We start from the raw sequence: 16,387 nt of genomic DNA on the forward strand, positions 1-16,387 counted from the left end.
GACTACCCCGAACTCACGGTAGCCAGTACCGGCGGTAGTAGGTACTGTGTCGAGTGTGGTTCAACTCACCGGACGTGTCAACCCCGAGGATGGGCGGCACTCGACCCCGTGCAAGAAGATCGATGCTCGCACCGAACGCTGGCGCGAACACCGCCTCGAGGTGCGACGGAAGTTCGTCGCGGCGGCACTGGTCGCGATCGACGTGCACGGCCCGAGTGTCAGCATGGGCGATATCGCGAAAGCGGCCGGTACCGCCAAACCCAAGCTCTATCGACACTTCGCCGACCGGTCCGATCTGTACTCGGCCATCGTCGAGCACGTGCAACAGATGCTGTGGGATCGGATAGTCGGCACGGTCAACCTGTTCGAGGATTCGGTGACCGACCTCATCGATCGCAGCGCCGCCGGATACGCGGCAGTCGTGTCGGAACATCCCAACCTGTTCCGATTTCTCGTCCACGGCCACTTCCTGGCCCGCACGAGTGGCCGGCAGACCACGACCGAGTCCGCAACGGACCCAGCGCTGGCCTCTGCGCGTGCCGCATCCGACACGGTTGCTCAGATGCTCGCCGGTGCCATTCACGGACCAGCAGTGGACAATTCGACGGTCCAGATGGTTTCCTATTCTGCATTCGGCGCGGTGGCCACCGCCACGGACTGGTGGCTCGGCAGTTCGGACGACCACGAGCTCGTCATACCGATAGAAGCTTTCACCGCCCATCTGGCAGCCATCGTGCGGGGGATCGTCGAATCCTCGTGTGCGCTCGTCGGCGTCCGCATCGAATCCGATCAACCCATGCATGTCGCGTTCGTACGCGAGGAGGGAAGAGGAAACCCGTGAGTGATCTCTCCGGCAAGCCCGACTACCGCGGTCCTGCCACATTGACGTTCGACGATCCGGCGGCCGAATTCGACGTCCGGATCGATCTGCGCGGGCACTCCCAACCCATCGACGGCATCTTCCGTTGGTACGGACGCGTCCGGCCACACGAAGGACTCCAGGAATTCATGGAGGCCGCGGCCAGTAGCCGCAAGGGCCTGCTGAGCACCGACAGCGGTACCGCACCCGTCACGGTGGGCGACGTGGACTTCTGGGGTCGATACCGGCTGCAGGGCAAAGGAAATCCGCCCTACCCGCTCGAACCCGAGGAAGACTGGGACGACACACCGGCCGCAAGCACACCATCGGCCGAGGACCGAGCGCTCGCGAGAGCGGCGGCACTGCTCGAACCCGAATTCCGCGCGAGCGCGGACACGACCGAGGGCTACGTGGAACTGCTCGGCGGTACGCCTGCGCCGTCACCTACCACCGCGAGCAAGGCGATGAACAACCGCCTGGTTGCCTCGATCTACGAAAAGCTCTGGCGGCCCGCCGGTATCGCCATGATGGGGGTCGGTGGCCTGTCCATGTCCGCCGAACGTGCCAAGGCCGCCTCGGACCTGCGACTGACCGGCGACATGAAGGTGCTGGACGTGGCATCGGGACCGGGAAACTTCACCAGGAACCTGTCGGAGCACCTGAGCGGAGACGGCATCGCCATCGGATTCGACATCTCGGAGCAGATGATTCGCCGGGCCGTTCGGGACAACCGTGGGCCCCACGCCGCGTACATGCGCGGTGATGCGCAGTCACTGCCGTTCGCCGACAACACCTTCGACGCCGTGTGCTGCTTCGCCGCCCTGTACCTGATCCCGAACCCGCTGACCGTGGTCGACGAATTGGTCCGTGTGCTCCGGCCGGGTGGTCGAATCGCGATCATGACGAGCTACGGCCGTGAGACCGCTCCGGTGCGGTCGGTGGTGGGTGCAGCGTCGGGGCGTATCGGGGTCCGCATGTTCGAGAAGGAGCAGTTCACGTCGATCTTCGAGGCATGTGGGATGACCGAAATCGAACAGGAGGTGCGCGGGCTCGCCCAGTTCGTCAGCGCCACGAACGCTTCCTGACCCCGGGTCAGGTCTTGGGGCCGTAGTCGCTGACGATCCACTGACCGTCCTGCTCGGTGACCGTCACGAGCAGAAGGTTGGGCACCTTGCCGGGGTCCGGTTGCTGCACGTTCTGCGTGGTCTGCTGCGCGAACACCGCCACTTTGTACTCGCCTCCGGACTCGGAATCGATTGCGGCAGAGAGTACCTCGCCGTTGGCGACCACCTGGGACTCGTTCATGATGGCGGTGAGGGCCTCACGAACTCCGCTGTAGCGATCCTGCAGGGACTGCGATGCGCCCTGGTCGACGCCGTCGAAGAACGCGTCGAGGTTGCGGTAGTCGTAGGTCAGCGACCGCGCCGTGTAGTCGGTGGCGGTGTTCAACGCCATCTGTCGATCCTGATCGTGCGCACGCTCGTCGGCCAGATCGCCTGCTGCGGAATGCCACAGCACTCCGAACACCGCCGCGAGCGCGATGCCCGGTACCGCGGCAGCGACCACGGACCACCGAATACGGCGCCGTCGTGGGGTCTCAGCGGACACCGGTGCTTCCTCGGTCCGGGATTCTTCTACTTCGACCATGAGGGGGTCACTCCAATCAATTCGGAATTTCAACGGAAAGCCTCGCCGGCCCGCCGGGAGGGAAGACGGTCTGCATCACGTCGACGATCGAGCCTGCGTCGATCCGCATCGGCTTGATCGGTGCGGTGTACGGCTTGAGCAGTGTCGCGATCAACGCGAGGTCGGGCGACAGCGGTGTGAGGTACTGATCGATCTTCGGCCCGATCTTGCCGAGCGGATCGTCCCAGACGTCCGCGCCGACGTACGAGTAGTCGTTGAAGCCCTCGAGCAGGTTTGCCACACCAGAACCCGTCGCGCCGACCCACGGTGCCGCGTCGGTCATCACCGGACCGTATCCGTAGGCGAGGCGCCCACCTTGTTGCGCATTGTCGTACAGGCGACGAATCTCTCCGCTCTTGTCCCGCAACGTCGCTGCGAGGAATCGGAATGCCTCCACGAGACGATCGATATCCGAACCACGGCCTTCGACGGCTGCCGACGCGGTATCGGTCAAACCCCTCAAGGCATTCGTATCGAGTTGCGAGGCGAGCGAATCACCCAGGCTGAGGGCCTCGCTGACTGTGACCGACGGGCGTACGTGATCGCTGCCGAGGACATCTCCGTCCGTGAGATACGGCCCTCCGACGCTTCGAGGCCGAAGGTCGAGGAACTGCTCGCCTGCTGCGGACAGGTTCGCCACCACGACCTCGGAGTCGGCCGGTATACGGTTCGCGGCGTCGAGCGCGAGTGTGACGTCGAGGCCGCCCGGCACCACCGCGATGGACTCGACCCGGCCCACCTTGATGCCTCTCGAGGTGACCTGCGAGGTATCCATCAGCCCGCCGGAGGATTCCATGTGCACTACGACACGATCGATCGTTCTGGTCGGGTTCACGTCGAGCACGCCAACGACCAGGTACCCGATGCTCGCAACGGTCATGGCCGTCAGTGCCACGAGGGAGACGAGTGTTCCCCGCTTCATCGGACGATACCGATGCCGCGCAGGATCCCGATCATGTCGTCGGCCAATGCGCCGGCCCCCTGATCGGTCGACACCGACCGCACCGCAATGTTCGGAGTGGACTCGAAGTACGGGATGAGGCGCTCGCGCAAGAGGGTGTTCGCTTTCTCCATGTTCATGGGCACCGTGGTGTCTGCGTTCGAGATCGTGATCAATGCAGGCGCGATGATGTCGATGGCACCTCTGAGTTCCGGATACGGGCCGGCGAGAACGTCACCGACGTTCTGCGACATGTATCCCAGCATGAAGATCATGTGTACGACGCTGAACAGGACCTCGGACAACCCGTCCGATCGTCTCGGGCCCAGCTCGAGAACACGCTCGACGCCGTCACGTTGCGTCACAACGGTATTGGACACACTCTCCGCCGCCGCGAGTATCCGATCGATCTCGCCGGTGTTGTCGCCGATGTCGGTCAGCGCAGCCCGAGCGGCGGAATTGATCTTGTCGACCTGGGCCGGGTCCGGAGGAATGGCCGCATTGACGTTGTTCACCGCCTCCTGCAGTTCCACATAGTGACCGCCGGTCACGATGTTCGACAATCCTCGCAGCACGTCCTCGACGTTGTCTGCCGGTACCGTCCGCTCCACGGGAATGACGTCACCGTCGCGAAGATAAGGCCCGCTCGAACTCGAACTCGAACTCGAACCTGCACTCGCGTTCGCGTCGGACGGCGGTTGCAGCGAGATGTAGATCTCGCCCAGGATCGACGACTGTCGAAGCTCGGCGACGGTATCGGTCGGCAGCTGAACATCGGCCGACAGATCGACGGTCGCGACAGCGGTCGAACCGACGAGGTCTACTCGGTCGAGAACGCCCGCATCGACACCCTCGACGATGACCTTGGCCTTCTCCGGCAGATTCAGGACACTCGCGAACTCGATTCGCAGAGTGTATTTGTCACCCGACACATAACTTCCCGGAATCGGCATCTCCGCCGGGTCGACGCTGCACGCCGACAGCAGAGCGACACAGCACAGCCCGATCACCGCGCGCCTCATCGCCATCCCGCCGAACCGAGTACCAGCTGCACCAATCCCACGTCGATGACATCGCCTCGTTGCTGATCGGCCGAACACGTCGGGCGGTACTTGTTGAGCAGAGCGCAGACCTCGTTCGGCGAGTTGGTGTCGATCTCGAACTGTGGCGGGTGATAGATCAGGCGCCCGCTCTTGGAATCGTTGTCGTACATCGTCATCAGGTTCTGCCCTACGGTCGGCACCTGCTCGAGAATGTCCTTGATATCGCCCACTCGCCCGAGCAGGACGTCGACCACAGGGGCCGCCTGGTCGAGAAATGCGTAGACCTTGTCGTCGTACTTCGCGACGTTGCGCGCGAGTGGCGGCATGAATTCGGTGGTCAAAGCGACCGTGGTCCCGAACGACTGGGTGAACTCCGACAGCGTGATCATTCCCCGCTTCAGGTTGTCGAGTAGCTTCGCCACCTCGGGCCAGCTCACCACGAACGTGTCGATGAGGCCGTCGAGATTGTCGATCAGGCGTCGCACGGTGGTGTCTCGGTCGGCCGGATCGCCGACCAGCTGGGCCAACTGCTGGAGGCTCTCGTTCAGCTGGGCACCGGACCCACGGAGCGAACCGTCGACCGAACGAAGTGTGTCACCCAGGACTTCGTCGTGCTTGCCGTCGGCGTCGGCCGGGCCCAGCAGATCAGCAGTGAGGCCCGATACGGCATCGAGAGTATCGCTGATTCCCAACGGAGTTCTGGTGCGCTCCAACGGAATGCACTGCGCGCGATCGAATTCGGCGCCGCCGGTGTAGGGCTCGGTGAATTCCACGTGCCGGTCGGTGACGATCGAACTGGACAGTGTCACGGCACCGACTTCCGCAGGCAACACGAGGCTGTCGTCGACATCCATCGTGACCATCACGGAGGCGTCGGTGTTCTCGATGTGCGTCACCGTCCCGACGACCACACCCAACATCATGACCGAATTGCCCTCGTACAACCCGACCGTATCGGTGAACTCGGCGCACACCGACGAGCTGCTCGCCCCGGAATCGATGACGGCGGTCGCCGACGCGACGGAACCGACGAGAGTGATCACCACAGCCGCTGCCACAGCGACCTTCACGATTCTGCGCCTCATCAGCACGCCTTCCCCGGCAGCGGAATGCAGACACCGACACCGACGACCGTGTCCTGCGACTGATCGATCACCGGACCTTGACCGCCCCCGATCAGTGCGGCGAGACCGTCCGTACTCTGCTTCATGGTCGTGATCGCCCCGTCGAAATCACCCAACTGCGCGAAGAGCTTCTGTGTGATCTCCTCGAGCTGGACGATCGACGGCTCGAGCCCCTTCTCGAATGCGACCACAGGCCGATGGAAGAGCTTGAACATCCGCCCGAGCAGGTCGAAGGCATTGACCACTTCTGCGCGCTTGTCTCCGAATCCCTTTGTCAAGGTGCCGAGTTCGTGAACCAGCTCCACGAGCATCACTCGATCGGCTGCCAACGCGCCGACGTACTCGTCCGACACCACGAGCCCACGTTCGAGCTGTTCGGAGCGGGTCGCGATGACGTCGGTGAGCGAAGACAGATTGTCCACGATGGCACGGGTCGACTGCGGCTGCGTACTCACTGCCCGGTCCAGTTCGGCCACGGTCTGTCGCAACGTCGGTCCGTCGATATCGCGGACCAACGGAGTTGCCTGCTGGATCGCGTCGGACAGCTCGTACGGAAGCGCGACCCGCTCCGACGGAATCGGTGCCGAGTCGAGCGCGCCGTCGCCATGAGAGCTGAGCATCACGTAATGACCGCCGATCGGCGTGAGCAACTTGACCGTCAGCGTCGATGCGTCCCCCACGAAAACGTCCGATCGAACACTGAATTCGACATCGACGTGATCGCCCGCGAGCTCGACCGAGCGCACGGAGCCGACGGGAATTCCGGCGATCCTGATTTCGTCACCCGGCTTCACCCCTGCGGCCGAGCCGAACTCCGCGGTGTAGGTGCGATCGCCGAACGGAACCGTGTACAGAACGGCCGCGACGAGGAGGAGTACCAAGGAGAAGGCGACACCGACTGCACCCCAGAAGAAATGTGTCTTGTTCTCCGACTGCTCGTCACGAACGCCCCTGCGCAGCACGCGTTTCATCGACACACCACCAAATTCTGTCCGCCGAGCACGATCTGCCCGATCCCCGGGATATCTTGTTGGCCCTGACTACACGTGTAGGTCTTGGCACCCGGCGCGGGAATACTCGCGTTGAGGCCGGTCAACAATGCGGGGGCAAGGGCGAGCATCTCGGTCACCTGTTCCGTCTGCGGAAGCATTCGCCGCAGCGCTCCGTCGACCGGCGCATAACTGTTGTCGTACGCGCTTTCCAGTCCCTCCATCAAACCGACCAACGGAGTGAGCCCGTAGTTCGCCTGATCCAACGAGGCCAAGACCCCGTCCATCTGTGTACTGAGCTTGGACACCAGACCGTGTAGTTGTTCGAGCAGGTCGGCCACGGAGGAGGACTGGCCGCCGATCGAATCCGAGATCTGGCCGAGATTGTCGATGAGCAGGCCGATGATCGACTCCCGTTGAACCGCGAACTGGGTGATGCGGTCCACGTCGCGGAGCACCGGACCCAGGCCGGACCCGTCGCCCTGCACCATGCGCAGAATGTTCTCGGTGAACTGATTGAGCTGTGCGGTGTCGAGCGTGTCGAAGATCGGTTTGAATCCGTTGAACAGAGTGGAAATATCGAACGACGGGATCGTGCGATCCACCGGGATCGTCTCACCCGACGCCAGGGGAGCACCGGTAGCCGCATCCTTCTGGATCAACTCGACGTAACGCTGGCCGAGAAGGTTCTGGTAGCGGACAGCTGCCTGAGTGTTCGCGAAAATCGGTCGCCTGTCCTCGATTTCGAATCCGACGCGCGCAATGCCTCCGTCGAGGTCGACCGAGGAGACCTTGCCGATCTGTACCCCGGACATGCGCACATCGTCACCCACGTACAGACCCGACACGTCGTCGAACTCCGCGCCGTAGGACGACAGCGGACCACCGACCGGGGTACGGAGTGCAGCCACGATGATCACGGCGCACACCGCGGTCACCGTGAAGAAGACGAGCAATTTGAGCCCAGGTCCGGTTACCTTCTTCACCCGTTCGCCTCCTCGTGCGCGGCAACGGCTCCGGCCAGATTGGGCATGGTCCGAACTATCAGGTCGAGCTGGAGTTGCGGCTTGCCGTCGACGATGGGGAATGCGTCGGAAATGCCGTCGATCACCTGCGGGACCCTGTTGTAGCTGGGCGCGAACGTGCCGATCGATGCCGTGATCGGCACCAGCAGATCGAGCACGGTCGACAGAAGCGGAGTCAGGTTCGGATTGTTCTTCTTCAGCAGGTCGCCCACCGGAACCATCAGCTGATCGCTCAGACCGTCGTTGGCCGCGATGGTCCTGGCCCTGTCGGCGGGCGCTTCGACGTACGCACTCTTGTCCACCACTCCCACCACCAGATCGAGAAGAGGTGGAATCAAGTTGGCGATACCGTCACCGAGTTCCGCCCCTCGGTGCAGCTTCCAGGCGAGCGGATCGATCTGATTGTTCGCCATCATTTGCGCAGTATCGAAGTACGGCTTCAGGTTTCGACTCACCTCGACGGACGTGTTCGCGATGAGATCGAGAAGGTTCTGCACTTGTTCGGAGTCGAGTACCTCGGTCAGTTCGGCGACTCGCCGGAACACTCCGGTCACCGTTGCACCGCGCAGTTCGCTCGACACTACCAGGGTCGAATTCGAGGCGAGTGGATTGCCGGTACCGTCGGAGACCAATTCGATTGCAGTGGAACCGAATACGTTGGACGACGAGAACTGGGCCTGCATGGTGTCGGTCAGCTCGCCCGCCTGGCTCGGGTCGATCTCCAGTTCCAGCCTCTGATGGCCGAAGCCGACGGTCTCGATGTGGTCGACCGTGCCGATCGACAGGCCCCGGAACTTCACCTCCGAGCCGGGGGTGAGACCGTCGCCGACCGACGCCGCGTCCAGCGTGAGCTCGAAGGGCGACTCGAAGGTACCCCGCGCGTACGCAGTGAGGCCGCAGGCGAGAACGGCAGCGGCGACAGCAACCGCCAGTCCGCGCATGCGAAGGGTTGCAGGACCGGCCGATCGACCGGTCAGATCATCGAACACTGCCATCTCTACCCCGAAATCCTTATCCCCGAGTCGAATCCCCACAGAACCAAGGTCATGATCATGTCCAGCACCACCACCGCGACGAGGCTGGCTCTGATGGCGCGGCCCGACGCTCGCCCCACACCTTCCGGACCGCCCGAGGCGTAGTACCCCTGGTAGCCGTGGATCAGAATGATCGTCACGACGAACACAGCAGCCTTGAGCAGGGAGAACAGCACGTCGATCGGTTGCAGAAAGGCACTGAAGTAGTGGTCGTAGGTGCCGGAGGACTGTCCACCGACGACCCGGACCACGAACGCGCACGACAGGTAGCTCAGGATCAGCGTCAGCAGATAGAGCGGCACGATCGTGACGATTCCCGCGATCACCCGGGTGGTCACCACGAACGGCATCGACTGGATTCCCTGAGCTTCGAGGGCGTCGATCTCCTCGGAGATCCGCATTGCGCCGATCTCGGCCGTCATCCGACATCCTGCTTGCGTCGCGAACCCGATGGCCGCGATCATCGGGGCGAGCTCACGAGTGCTGGCGTACGCGGAGATGAAGCCCGTCAGCGGCTCCATCCCCACCATGCCCAGTGAGTTGAACCCTTCGATTCCCACGGATGCACCCACCGCGACACCCAGGACGACGAGAACCGACACCGTTCCGCCACCGACGATCAGTCGTCCACTGCCCCAAGTGATGTCACTGAGGATCAGCAGCATCTGACGTCGGTAGGCACGAACCGTGTGAGGTATCGCCACGAGCACCTTGACGCAGAACGTCAGCTGATGGCCCAGCATCTCGAGTACCTCGAACGGCTTACGTCCGAGGTATCTGGCACCGCGGGTCAGATGAGCGGTGCCGTGCACTGTGTATCGAGAAGGAGTGGCCACGTCAGCCCAATCTCTGCGGCATGAACATGGCGACCAGCTGGGTGATCACCACGTTGACCGCGAACGCCGACACCACACCGAGCACCACGGACGCATTGACCGCGTTGGCCACCCCGCGAGGACCGTGCGAGGCGGACAAACCGCGGTGGCACGCAACAACGATGACGATGACCCCGAAAATCTCGGTCTTCACCAGGGCGACGACGAGGTCTGCCACCGAGGCGAAGCTCGCGAACGAGCTGATGTAACTGCCGGGCGTGCCACTCTGGAAACCAATGTTGATCGCGTAGCCGGCGGCCAGACCCATGAAGATGATCAGAATGCACAGAAACGGTGCCACCAGGAGGATGGCTGCAAGCCGTGGCGCGACGAGCCTGCGCACCGGGTCGATTCCCATCGTCGACAAAGCATCGATCTCGTCGCGAATGGTGCGCGCGCCCAGATCGGCTGCGACCGCCGACCCAGCGGCACCGCCCAACAACAGAGCCGCGACGATCGGTGCCCCTTGGCGGATCACCCCGAGACCACCTGCAGCACCTGCGATGGACGTCGCGCCGATCTGATCGGTGAGACTGCCGACCTGCACGGAGACGATGACGCCGAACGGAATCGACACCAGTACCGCTGGGACGACCGTGACGGTGACGACGAACCAGGCCTGGTCGACGGTGTCACGCCACGGATGCCGCAACGTGGCGATGTCACGTACGAGGTGAACGAAGGCCAGTACGCCCAGCTCCAACGTCTGGCCGAACGTCCTGAATCCACCGGAAACCCCGTCGCTGACGCGCGCGAGCGTCGATACGGGCGACGACAATTCCCCACCCCCCAAACTCGTGTTCATGGCGACTCCCCCGCGCCGAAAACGAAAAGTACCAGCCGACAGTCGACCAAGTGACGTTTTCCTCACTTACCGACCTATGAGAAATCACAGACTTCGGCCGGGCTGCCTGAGGTTCCGTTGCGACCGAGCGCTCGGGTGCGCGCAGCGTCGCACGGCCGTCGCGCGCCTCCAGTACGGACCGATCGCCCCGCTTTACTGATACTTTGAATTCTCATCGACGCTGGGAGAAAAGATTGACAAGCGCTCCGGATCGCACCCGCATCGAATTCCCCGACATCTCTTCTCGCACGTGGGAACACCCGTCGGATCGAGCTGCGCTGGTCACCCTGCGTACCCTCAAAGGTTTCGACACCGTTCTGCGCACGCTGTCCGGGCTGCTACGCGAACGGCAGCATCGCCTGATGTACCTCGCCACAGCGGTACGCGTCGACGAGCGCCAGTTCAAGGACCTGAACGACCTGCGCACCGACTGCGTGAACATTCTCGGTGCCGAGGAGACACCCGAGTTGTTCGTCGTGCAGTCACCGATGGTCAACGCGTTCACCATCGGAATGGACCGCCCGTTCATCGTGCTGACCACGGGCATGCTCGACATCATGACCTACGAGGAGCAGCGTTTCGTCGTCGGTCACGAGCTGGGCCACGCACTGTCCGGGCACGCGGTGTATCGCACCGTGCTCGTGCATCTGATGCGGCTCGCCGGCACGGTCGGCTGGGTTCCGGTGGGCGGCTGGGCCCTACGCGCGGTCATCGCAGGATTGATGGAATGGAAGCGAAAGTCCGAACTATCCGGTGACAGAGCAGGTTTGCTGTGCGGACAGGACGTGCACACCGCGATCCGCGTGCAATTGAAGCTGGCCGGCGGCGCACGCATCAGCGAAATCGACGTCGATGCCTTCCTCGCTCAGGCCGCCGAGTACGAGGCCAGCGGAGATCTGCGCGACGGCGTACTCAAGCTGCTCAATCTCGAACTCCTCTCGCACCCGTTCTCGGTGCTCCGCGCCGCAGAGTTGAAGAAGTGGGTCGACGACGGCGAGTACGCGGCCGTACTTCGCGGCGACTACCCACGCAGGTCCACCGACCACGAGGCCAAGGTCTCGGAGGAGTTCCGTAACGCAGCGCGCACGTACAAGAACAACTTCGACACCTCCGAGGACCCGCTGTTCAAGACGGTGCGAGACATCGGAAGTGGCTTCACCGGAGCCGTCGACGCCGTCGGCAACGGAATCGGCGACGTGGCGTCGGACATCAAGGGGCGCTTCGATCACTGGCGAAAGTCGTAGCGCCGGAGCAGGACCCAAGAACGACGAGGGCGGCGACCACCGAAGTGGTCGCCGCCCTCGTCGTCGTTCGGCTGGGATCAGAAGTTGATCATGTGCCCCGCGAGGCCGTGGATGGCCTCCTGCAGTGCCTCCGACAGCGTCGGGTGCGTGTGCACGTTGCGTGCCAGTTCGTTGACCGTGAGGTCCCATTTCTGGGCGAGGGTCAGCTCGGGCAGCAGCTCGGAGACGTCCGGTCCGATGAGGTGTCCGCCGAGCAGTTCACCGTGCTCGGTGTCGGCGATGAGCTTGACGAAGCCGGTGGCGTCGCCCAGTCCGTGTGCCTTGCCGTTGGCAGCGAACGGGAAGTTCGCGACCTTGATGTCCGAACCGCGGGCCTGGGCCTCCTCGCGGGCCTGGTCCTCGGTGAGACCGAAGCTGGCGACCTGCGGCTGGCAGAACGTCGCACGCGGCATCATGCGGTAGTCGTCGATCGGCAATGTCTCTGCGCCGCCGATGGTTTCGGCAGCCACGACGGCCTGGGCCTCGGCCACGTGAGCGAGCTGCAGCTTGGCGGTGACGTCGCCGATGGCGTAGATGTGCGGCACGTTGGTCTGCATCGTGTTCGTGATGCCGATGGCACCGCGATCGGTGAGCTCGACGCCGGTCTTCTCCAGGCCGAATCCTTCGACGCGAGGCGCGAAGCCGACGGACTGCATCACCTTGTCGACGGTGAAGGTCTCGCTCTCACCGGACTTGTTGTGCTTGATCGCGACGGTGACCTTGGAGCCGTCGTCGTCGATGCTCTGCACGCCTGCGCCGGTGATGACCTTGACGCCGAGCTTCTTGTACTGCTTCTCGATTTCCTTCGAGACGTCCTTGTCCTCGTTGGGGAGCGCGCGATCGAGGAACTCGACGATGGTGACGTCGACTCCGTAGTTCTTGAGGACGTAGCCGAACTCCATGCCGATCGCGCCGGCACCGACGATGAGGATCGAACCCGGCAGATCCTTCGTCATGATCTGCTCTTCGTACGTGACGACGTTCTCGCTCAGTTCCGTGCCGGGAAGCAGCTTGGTGGTGCTGCCCGTCGCGATGATCGCGTTGTCGAACGTGATCGTCTCGGTACCACCCTTTGTCAGCTCGACCTCGATGGTGTTGGCATCGGTGAACGTGCCCTTGCCGTCGTACTCGGGGATCTTGTTCTTCTTCATCAGGAAGTGGATGCCCTTGACGCGGCCGTCGGCAACCTTGCGGCTCCGATCGAAGGCTGCGCCGAAGTCGAAGGAGGCTTCACCCGAGATGCCGAACAGCTTGGCCTCTTTGGTGAAGAGGTGCGCCAGCTCGGCGTTACGGAGAAGGGCCTTCGAGGGGATGCAGCCGACATTCAGGCACACACCGCCCCAGTACTTCTTCTCGATGATGGCAGTGCTGAGTCCGAGTTGTGCCGCGCGGATAGCAGCGACGTACCCACCGGGACCGGCTCCGAGGACAACGACGTCATAGTGTGAGGTCACGAGTCCCCAGCGTAGTCGTGCCGTCCGACGCTGTCTCGACCTGGTCTTCGTTACCAGCCGGTAGCCACGCGAGCGCCGACCACCCCGACGGCCAGAGTGCTGCTAGAACTGTGGAATGGCAATCTCGGACGACCCGTACCTCTGGCTCGAAGACGTCACCGGCGACGCTGCGCTCGCGTGGGTGCGCGAGAAGAACGAGGTGACGGTCGAGGCGCTGAGCGGGACGGCGTTCGAGGCCACCGAGGCGAGCATCCGAGAAATTCTCGACACCGACGCGCGCATTCCGTACGCCCGTCGGCGCGGACGATTTCTGTACAACTTCTGGCGCGACGCCGAACACGTCCGCGGCCTGTGGCGTCGAACCACGATGGACGAGTACCGAACCGAGAATCCGGCGTGGGACGTGCTGCTCGATCTCGATGCGCTGGCCGCGAGCGAGGACGAGAACTGGGTGTGGGGTGGCGCTCAGGTGCTGCGCCCCGATCAACGGCTGGCTCTGGTGACGCTCTCTCGCGGCGGCGCCGATGCAACGGTGGTCCGCGAGTTCGATCTGGACTCCCGCACCTTCCGCGCCCCGGAGAACGGCGGATTCGCCCTACCCGAGGCAAAGACGGACATCGGGTGGATCGACGCTGACACCGTCTTCGTCGGAACGGATTTCGGACCGGGCTCGCTCACCGAGTCGGGCTATCCGCGCATCACGAAGCGGTGGCATCGCGGTACCTCGGTCGACGAGGCCGAGACCGTGTACGAGGGTGCGGCACAGGACATCTCGATCTCCGCCTGGCACGATCGCACCCCCGGCTTCGAACGCGACTTCGTCCAGCGCGCCACCGACTTCTACAACTCCGAGACCTACGTGCTCGACGGGTCCACGTTGACCCGGATCCCGACGCCCACCGACGCGTCGACCTCGGTGCACGAGAACTGGTTGCTGGTTCGCACGATGACGCCGTGGACGGTGGGCGACGAAACCTATCCGGCCGGCGCACTGCTCGCTGCGGATTTCGACGAGTTCGTCTCCGGCACGATCGCTCTCACCGTTCTCTTCGCTCCCGATGCGCACACCTCCCTGCACCAGTACGCCTGGACCGAGAATCACCTGCTGCTGGTGACCTTGCAGGACGTACGGACGCAGTTGCACGTCCTCACCCCCGGCGAGAAGGAGTGGGCAACCGGCACGATCGACGGGTTGTCGGATCTGACCTCCACCGAGATCATCGGAACCGACGCCGAGGAGAACGGTGACGAGTTCTTCCTCTCCTCGTCCGGCTATCTCACTCCGGCGACATTACTGGTGGGCACCGTGGGCGGTGAACTCGAAGTTCTCAAGCAGGCTCCGGCGTTCTTCGACGCCGACGGCCTGACGGTGGAACAGTTCTTCGCACGGTCCGACGACGGTACCGACATCCCCTACTTCGTCGTCCGACGCGCCGATTCCGGTCCCGGACCGACACTGCTCTACGGTTACGGCGGCTTCGAGATCTCGATGACGCCCGGCTACAGCGGTGCGACCGGACGGGCGTGGCTCGAACGTGGCGGCACCTACGTCGTCGCGAACATCCGCGGCGGCGGAGAGTACGGGCCGTCCTGGCACACCCAGGTCCTGCGCGCCGGACGCCATCTGGTGCACGAGGACTTCGCCGCCGTCGCGCGCGACCTCGTCACCCGCGGCATCACCACCACCGAGCAGTTGGCCGCGCAAGGCGGGAGCAACGGCGGTCTGTTGATGGGCATCATGGTGACGAAGTACCCGGAACTGTTCGGCGCGTTGGTATGTCAGGTCCCGCTGCTGGACATGAAGCGGTACCACCTGTTGCTCGCGGGGGCGTCCTGGGTGGCCGAGTACGGCAACCCCGACGACGCGGACGAGTGGGAGTTCATCTCGCAGTACTCCCCCTACCAGAACGTCGTCGCCGCATCCGAACGTCGGTATCCGCCGATTCTGATCGCCACGTCGACCCGCGACGATCGCGTCCATCCCGGACATGCACGCAAGATGGCGGCTCGATTGGCCGAACTCGGCCACGACGTCAGCTACTACGAGAACATCGAAGGTGGGCACGGCGGGGCGTCGGACAACGCGCAGTTGGCGTTCAAGACCGCGTTGACCTACGAGTTTCTGTGGCGACACCTCGCTCGTAGCTGACGGTCAGGCAGCGAGAGCGTCCTCGAACATCGGCCAGGAATCGTGCAGATCGTTCTGCCAGTAACCCCACGAGTGGGTGCCGCGGTCACGCAACTCGAAGTGGGCCGGGATGTCGAGCTGCTCGAGGGCCGTCTTCAACCTGCGAGTGCAGTCTCCGGTCGCCACCTCGATGGCACCGCCCACGACCATCTGGTTGAGCAACACGAAGCCGGTTCCGTTGGGGTTCGTACCGTCGAGGGTGTCCGATGCTCCCGCCAGCCCGCTGCCGTTCGAGATGTACAGCGCTGTGCCACGCAACTTTTCGGCATTGATCACCGCATCGTTGCGTACCCAGTCCTGATGATCGTCCGGCCCCCACATGTTCGTGACGTTCGCGCCGAGCGCCATGGACACGACCGTCTTGACGTAAGCCCGGCCCAACGCGTCGGTGGTCGACGCGCATCCGCTGTAGGAACCGACGGCACGGTAGAGCCCCTGGTGGTGAGCGGCCAGGTTCAGGACCGAGGTCGCGGCCATCGAGATACCGGCAATTGCGTTGCGGCCGTTGGTATCGAGCAGATCGTCGACGAGCGGTGGGAGTTCGGCGGTCAGGAAGGTTTCCCACTTGTTGCGCCCGAGCCTCGGATCGTCCTGCTGCCAGTCGGTGTAGTAGGAGTAGGCCCCTCCGACCGGGGTCACCACATTGACGTTCTTGCCGGCGAAGAACGACACGACATCGGTCTGGGTGTACCAGTCCATTCCGTCGAGTCCGCCGCCCGCGCCGTTGAGCAGGTACAGCGTGGGGCTCGGAGCCGTCCGATCGGGAGATCGCAGAATCTTCAGTGGGATCGTCCGGTCCATCGCGGCCGAGTGAACGAATGCCGTCATGGCGACGTCGTCGGTCACCTCGGTGCGCACCACGTACGACTCCGTCGGACCGGACGTCTCGTCGGCCGGGGTCGCGGAGGCGAGCGGGTGCGCCACCGCCGCGGCGCAGGCCACCACACATACGACGACCACTCTGCGTAGCGCCCTCGATCGGAGAAACTGCTCCCCACCACCGATTCGACGAACAGAATCCCCCAGGCCGCTCATAGTCGTGC

General features: G+C 63.7%; 15 protein-coding genes. 4 read left to right on the top strand and 11 right to left on the bottom strand.

All coding sequences use genetic code 11. The annotated features are described in order from the left end of the window. Positions 1-55 precede the first annotated feature (55 nt). Entirely contained in the window at positions 56-841 is a 786-nt protein-coding gene (locus tag CH276_RS26465) for a TetR/AcrR family transcriptional regulator (RefSeq protein ID WP_254924050.1), read from the top strand. Beyond that, the gene (locus tag CH276_RS26470) at positions 838-1,944 is read left to right on the top strand and encodes a DUF4873 domain-containing protein (RefSeq protein WP_176459457.1); all 1,107 of its coding nucleotides are present in this window, start codon (positions 838-840) and stop codon (positions 1,942-1,944) included. The genes CH276_RS26465 and CH276_RS26470 overlap by 4 nt, the downstream gene beginning before the upstream one ends. A gap of 7 nt (positions 1,945-1,951) precedes the next feature. On the opposite strand, the gene CH276_RS26475 is transcribed toward CH276_RS26470, so the two are convergent. The 9 genes from CH276_RS26475 to CH276_RS26515 form a co-directional block, all read right to left on the bottom strand. Continuing rightward, positions 1,952-2,467, bottom strand: a complete 516-nt coding sequence (locus CH276_RS26475; protein WP_141214787.1) for a hypothetical protein — start codon at positions 2,465-2,467, stop codon at positions 1,952-1,954. 55 nt (positions 2,468-2,522) lie between these two features. After that, positions 2,523-3,467: an MlaD family protein gene (locus tag CH276_RS26480; RefSeq protein WP_094629776.1), complete on the bottom strand. Its 945-nt coding sequence runs from the start codon at positions 3,465-3,467 to the stop codon at positions 2,523-2,525. After that, a complete protein-coding gene (locus tag CH276_RS26485) occupies positions 3,464-4,513 on the bottom strand; it encodes an MlaD family protein (protein ID WP_094629777.1) in 1,050 nt (349 codons plus the stop codon). Before CH276_RS26485 ends, CH276_RS26480 begins: the two co-directional genes overlap by 4 nt. Next, a complete protein-coding gene (locus CH276_RS26490; protein WP_141214788.1) occupies positions 4,504-5,613 on the bottom strand; it encodes an MCE family protein in 1,110 nt (369 codons plus the stop codon). The genes CH276_RS26485 and CH276_RS26490 overlap by 10 nt, the downstream gene beginning before the upstream one ends. Further along, positions 5,613-6,623 (bottom strand): MlaD family protein, encoded by a 1,011-nt coding sequence (locus CH276_RS26495; protein WP_045200954.1) that lies wholly within the window; start codon positions 6,621-6,623, stop codon positions 5,613-5,615. The genes CH276_RS26490 and CH276_RS26495 overlap by 1 nt, the downstream gene beginning before the upstream one ends. Then, complete coding sequence (locus CH276_RS26500; protein ID WP_094629778.1) at positions 6,620-7,627, bottom strand: MlaD family protein; 1,008 nt, start codon at positions 7,625-7,627, stop codon at positions 6,620-6,622. Before CH276_RS26500 ends, CH276_RS26495 begins: the two co-directional genes overlap by 4 nt. Further along, positions 7,624-8,661: an MlaD family protein gene (locus CH276_RS26505; RefSeq protein WP_045198807.1), complete on the bottom strand. Its 1,038-nt coding sequence runs from the start codon at positions 8,659-8,661 to the stop codon at positions 7,624-7,626. Before CH276_RS26505 ends, CH276_RS26500 begins: the two co-directional genes overlap by 4 nt. 2 nt (positions 8,662-8,663) lie before the next feature. Beyond that, positions 8,664-9,443 carry an ABC transporter permease gene (locus CH276_RS26510; protein WP_094629802.1) on the bottom strand — a complete coding sequence of 260 codons (780 nt, stop codon included), beginning with the start codon at positions 9,441-9,443 and terminating at the stop codon, positions 8,664-8,666. 94 nt (positions 9,444-9,537) lie between these two features. Then, the gene (locus CH276_RS26515; protein WP_094629779.1) at positions 9,538-10,380 is read right to left on the bottom strand and encodes an MlaE family ABC transporter permease; all 843 of its coding nucleotides are present in this window, start codon (positions 10,378-10,380) and stop codon (positions 9,538-9,540) included. 233 nt (positions 10,381-10,613) lie between these two features. Here CH276_RS26515 and CH276_RS26520 point away from each other — a divergent pair, with 233 nt between their 5' ends. Next, positions 10,614-11,663: a M48 family metallopeptidase gene (locus tag CH276_RS26520; protein WP_094689138.1), complete on the top strand. Its 1,050-nt coding sequence runs from the start codon at positions 10,614-10,616 to the stop codon at positions 11,661-11,663. 77 nt (positions 11,664-11,740) lie between these two features. Here CH276_RS26520 and lpdA read toward each other — a convergent pair whose 3' ends face one another. Further along, positions 11,741-13,156 carry a dihydrolipoyl dehydrogenase gene (lpdA, locus tag CH276_RS26525; protein ID WP_032393809.1) on the bottom strand — a complete coding sequence of 472 codons (1,416 nt, stop codon included), beginning with the start codon at positions 13,154-13,156 and terminating at the stop codon, positions 11,741-11,743. Positions 13,157-13,271: 115 nt separating this feature from the next. On the opposite strand from lpdA, the gene CH276_RS26530 reads away from it, so the two are divergent. Next, positions 13,272-15,305, top strand: coding sequence for a prolyl oligopeptidase family serine peptidase (locus CH276_RS26530; protein WP_032393808.1), 2,034 nt, complete (start codon positions 13,272-13,274; stop codon positions 15,303-15,305). Positions 15,306-15,308: 3 nt separating this feature from the next. Here CH276_RS26530 and CH276_RS26535 read toward each other — a convergent pair whose 3' ends face one another. Beyond that, a complete protein-coding gene (locus tag CH276_RS26535) occupies positions 15,309-16,379 on the bottom strand; it encodes an alpha/beta hydrolase (protein WP_254924051.1) in 1,071 nt (356 codons plus the stop codon). Positions 16,380-16,387: the final 8 nt, after the last annotated feature.

This window comes from Rhodococcus sp. 06-470-2, assembly GCF_002258235.1.
Classification (GTDB): Bacteria; Actinomycetota; Actinomycetes; order Mycobacteriales; family Mycobacteriaceae; genus Rhodococcoides.

Coding starts and splice junctions, on each gene's coding strand:
- CH276_RS26480 (WP_094629776.1), bottom strand. CDS start 3,467: ATGAAGCGGGGAACACTCGTCTCCCTCGTGGCACTGACGGCCATGACC.
- CH276_RS26485 (WP_094629777.1), bottom strand. CDS start 4,513: ATGGCGATGAGGCGCGCGGTGATCGGGCTGTGCTGTGTCGCTCTGCTG.
- CH276_RS26490 (WP_141214788.1), bottom strand. CDS start 5,613: ATGAGGCGCAGAATCGTGAAGGTCGCTGTGGCAGCGGCTGTGGTGATC.
- CH276_RS26495 (WP_045200954.1), bottom strand. CDS start 6,623: ATGAAACGCGTGCTGCGCAGGGGCGTTCGTGACGAGCAGTCGGAGAAC.
- CH276_RS26505 (WP_045198807.1), bottom strand. CDS start 8,661: ATGGCAGTGTTCGATGATCTGACCGGTCGATCGGCCGGTCCTGCAACC.
- CH276_RS26510 (WP_094629802.1), bottom strand. CDS start 9,443: ATGCTGGGCCATCAGCTGACGTTCTGCGTCAAGGTGCTCGTGGCGATA.
- CH276_RS26515 (WP_094629779.1), bottom strand. CDS start 10,380: ATGAACACGAGTTTGGGGGGTGGGGAATTGTCGTCGCCCGTATCGACG.
- CH276_RS26530 (WP_032393808.1), top strand. CDS start 13,272: ATGGCAATCTCGGACGACCCGTACCTCTGGCTCGAAGACGTCACCGGC.
- CH276_RS26535 (WP_254924051.1), bottom strand. CDS start 16,379: ATGAGCGGCCTGGGGGATTCTGTTCGTCGAATCGGTGGTGGGGAGCAG.